Source organism: Siminovitchia fordii DSM 16014 = CIP 108821, assembly GCF_000374565.1.
Classification (GTDB): domain Bacteria; phylum Bacillota; class Bacilli; order Bacillales; family Bacillaceae_C; genus Siminovitchia; species Siminovitchia fordii.
Genome location: NZ_KB894716.1, coordinates 1 through 3,807 on the forward strand (window position 1 = coordinate 1; position 3,807 = coordinate 3,807).

General features: G+C 42.9%; 2 protein-coding genes. One reads left to right on the plus strand and one right to left on the minus strand.

Annotated elements, in window-relative coordinates; all coding sequences use genetic code 11:
• Positions 1 to 166 precede the first annotated feature (166 nt).
• On the minus strand, positions 167 to 1,792 hold the full coding sequence (locus C509_RS0121660) for a PucR family transcriptional regulator (protein ID WP_018709038.1): 1,626 nt from the start codon (positions 1,790 to 1,792) through the stop codon (positions 167 to 169).
• 149 nt (positions 1,793 to 1,941) lie between these two features.
• Between C509_RS0121660 and C509_RS0121665 the strand changes: the two genes are divergently transcribed.
• A complete protein-coding gene (locus C509_RS0121665) occupies positions 1,942 to 3,411 on the plus strand; it encodes a CoA-acylating methylmalonate-semialdehyde dehydrogenase (protein ID WP_018709039.1) in 1,470 nt (489 codons plus the stop codon).
• The last annotated feature ends 396 nt before the right edge of the window (positions 3,412 to 3,807 follow it).

The following is a 3,807-nucleotide window of genomic DNA, read 5'->3' on the forward strand; positions in this document are numbered from 1 at the left end:
ACTTATCGTAGGAGGGAGTAGGAAGTCTGCTAGTCGCTGAGCGCTGAAGCTGGACATTAAGAAAAGCGTAAGCGCCTGTCCATCGACGTATGTGGCGGACATTAAAAAAGCGTAACCTCGTTATAGTAAAAGAAAACCATCTGCAAAAATAGATGGTTTTCTCTTACTAAGATTCTTTAAGCAGTTCATAAGCCTTGATCGCTGTTTCGATGGCGATTCTATGGTCTGAATCCATATAATCCTTGCCTAGCAATTGTTCAATTTTTTCCAATCGATGATAAAGTGTCTGTCTTACTACATAGAGTTTTTCTGCCGCTTCTTTTTTCGATCTACCGCAAGCAAGATAGACCTTTAAGGTCTCGTAAAGATCGCTGTCAGCTTGTGAATCGTAATCCAGTATGGGGCCAAGATAATCTTTTACATAGGTTGACAGTTCACCGCTTTTTTTCAAAGGGAGAAGTAATCTGTATACTCCGATATCATCATAGGTGATCATCTTTTCTTTTATTGTTGAATGGTTAAGGGCGACCACTTCTTTTGCTTCGGCATAGCTTTTCGATAATTGGTCGATTTGACTGTATTCGCGACCGACGCCGTATATTCTATTATTCCCCAAAAATTCCTTTCGGCCCTCCGTACGAAGAATATATTGAATTAAACGTTGTAGCATGACCTTAACTTTTTCACGTGCGTTTACTGGAAATCCTGCGATAACAGCAATTTCCTCTTTAGTTGCCGACACGGCAGGGGAAAATCCGAACCTTTTAAAAATTCCGCGGATCATCAATGATCTTTGAAGTTTAATATCTTCCCAATCTTCCTCGTTCATCATCCGGTCAGGCGGTTGAATCTCCATGACAAAAACCCGATATTTCATGTCCGGCCCTGCAAACGGCAAGTGGTTAATCAGGTCCTCCGTGTCGTAATCCCTGCCCTGCAGAACGGCCCTAACGAATTTGTCTTCAGAATGCTGCTTTCTTTCTTCAATGGTCCTGTTGCGTAAAAGAATTTGTGCAATGGCAAGGGCAGCCCTGTCCAAAATTAAAAAGTGAAATTCCTCCGGTGCTTCTTCGGTAGTATGAAGACATAAATACCCCCATACCTGGCCAAGCCCCCCAATTGGCATCAAAACAAACGATTCATCATCAATTGTTAGCATTCTTTGAGATATGGTTTCATTTTCGATGGACTGAAAGTGATCCATTATCAAAGCATGAAAGTGTTTTTTGTCGGATGGGTAGTAAAACGACTTACCCTGGGTAGGTACAAAAATGATTGTCCGATGAAAGTAATCGTATAATTCATGAAGGATTTTTACAATGCCGTTGGAAGACATGGAAAGTTCAATAAACTTTCTCGATGAGGTATCCAGATAGCGCAGCAAATCATGATGCCTATTGATTATCAAACTATGAAGCTCTTGCGTAATGTCTACGAACTTAACAGTCTCTTCAAACATGATAATGGGAAAGTCATTTTTTTCAGCCAGCTCTAATATATCCTCATGGATCTCTTGAATATAAGGGCCTTTTTCGATGCATATGCCCGCTGCATTCGAAGCAATCAGCTGCTGTACAAATTTTAGCTGGGCCGAAAAGTCAAGATGGAGGCCAACACCGGTCATTAAAATCAATTCCCCTCCATTAATGAGGGAACCGAAATCTTCCACTTCCAATACATGGACCCAGCGGATCACTCTGTCAAGACCCCTGGATCCGGAAAGTACTTTAGCATGTCTGAAATGTTCCCTAGTAAAAATATCCCTTACTTTCAATGTGAATTCATTCATCATGGCGACGGCCTCCAATATGTTAAATGAGATAGAATGATGATTTTACACAATGTCTAATGATTTAAGGGTGAATAGTTTGTAAAATTGATTATGAAGTGAAAGAAAGAATGAGTCAACTATTAATATATTAAGCTTAGGAGGATGAAAAGATGAGTACTGTTTCTGAAAAAACGCAAACGCTTGCAAATTTTATAAATGGACAATGGGTAAAATCGAAGACAGACAAATATGAAGATGTTCCAAATCCTGCGACGGGTGAAATTCTTGCACACGTTCCTGTTTCCACAAGAGAAGACTTGGAAGATGCGGTAATAGCTGCCAAAAAGGCATTTAAGAGCTGGAGCAAGACAGCAGTTCCGCAAAGGGCGAGAATCCTCTTTAAGTATCATCAATTGTTGATCAATGAATGGGACGAATTGGCAAAATTGATCACCATCGAAAATGGAAAGAACTTTGCAGAAGCATATGGTGAGGTCCAAAGAGGAATCGAATGTGTGGAGTTTGCCGCAGGAGCACCAACGTTGATGATGGGAAATCAACTCCCTGATATCGCAACAAACATTGAATCCGGAATGTACCGTTATCCGCTTGGTGTAGTTGGAGGAATCACCCCATTCAACTTCCCGATGATGGTTCCGTGCTGGATGTTCCCACTGGCCATTGCTGCAGGAAACACATTCATCTTGAAGCCGTCAGAAAGAACCCCGCTTTTGGCGAATCGGTTGGCTGAGCTCCTGATTGAAGCGGGCCTTCCTGAAGGAGTATTCAATATCGTACATGGTGCACATGATATCGTAAACGGAATTTTGGAGCATCCTGATATTCCGGCTGTATCATTCGTAGGTTCACAGCCGGTTGCCGAGTATGTCTACAAAAACGGTACTGCAAACGGCAAACGGGTTCAGGCGTTGGCTGGGGCCAAAAACCATACGATCGTTCTTGAGGATGCTGATTTGGATTCTGCTGCTAATAATATCTTCAACGCGGCCTTCGGATCAGCAGGGGAGCGCTGCATGGCATGTTCAGTTGTTGTTGCCGTTGACTCCATTGCAGACGAGCTTGTAAAAAAGCTAGTTGAAAAATCCGACACCATCAAAATGGGTGATGGCCTGCAAGATGGAGTTTTCTTGGGACCGGTTATCCGCGATTCTCATAAGGAAAAAACACTTGGCTACATTGAATCAGGTATTGATCAAGGCGCAACCCTTGTCCGCGACGGACGTAAGGATAAGTCTTTGTCAGAAGGCGGCTATTTCGTAGGCCCGACAATCTTTGAAAACGTAACAACTGATATGAAAATCTGGAAAGAAGAAATCTTTGCTCCTGTTCTTTCAGTTATCCGCGTAAAAGATTTGGATGAAGCGATCGAATTGACGAACAAATCCGATTTTGCGAACGGTGCCTGCTTGTTTACGGATAGTGCAAAAGCCATCCGCAAATTCAGAGAAGAAATTGATGCCGGTATGCTTGGCATTAACTTGGGAGTTCCTGCCCCTATGGCATTTTTCCCATTCTCCGGATACAAGAAATCTTTCTATGGAGATCTTCATGCAAATGGTCGTGATGGAATCGAGTTCTATACTCGTAAGAAAATGGTTACTCAGAGACACGCTTATTAATATATGGAGTGGCCGCATGTATCGGCGGCTCTAACGCTCTTTATAAAGTGCCTGGGTGCCCGAAAAAGTGTCCGGTAGGGAAAACCGGTCACTAATCGAGAGTAATAGTGCCCGAAAAAGTGTCCGAGCGGAAAAATCGGTCACTAATCGAGAGTAATAGTGCCCGAAAAAGCGTCCGAGCGGAAAAATCGGTCACTAATCGAGCATAAAGATTCCCGAAAAAGCGTCTGAGAGGGAAAACCGGTCACTAATCGAGAGTAATAGTGCCCGAAAAAGTGTCCGGTAGGGAAAACCGGTCACAAATCGAGAGTAATAGTGCCCGAAAAAGCGTCCGTGCAAGAAAACCGGTCACTAATCGAGAGTAATAGTGCCCGAAAAAGTGCCCAAGAGAGAAAA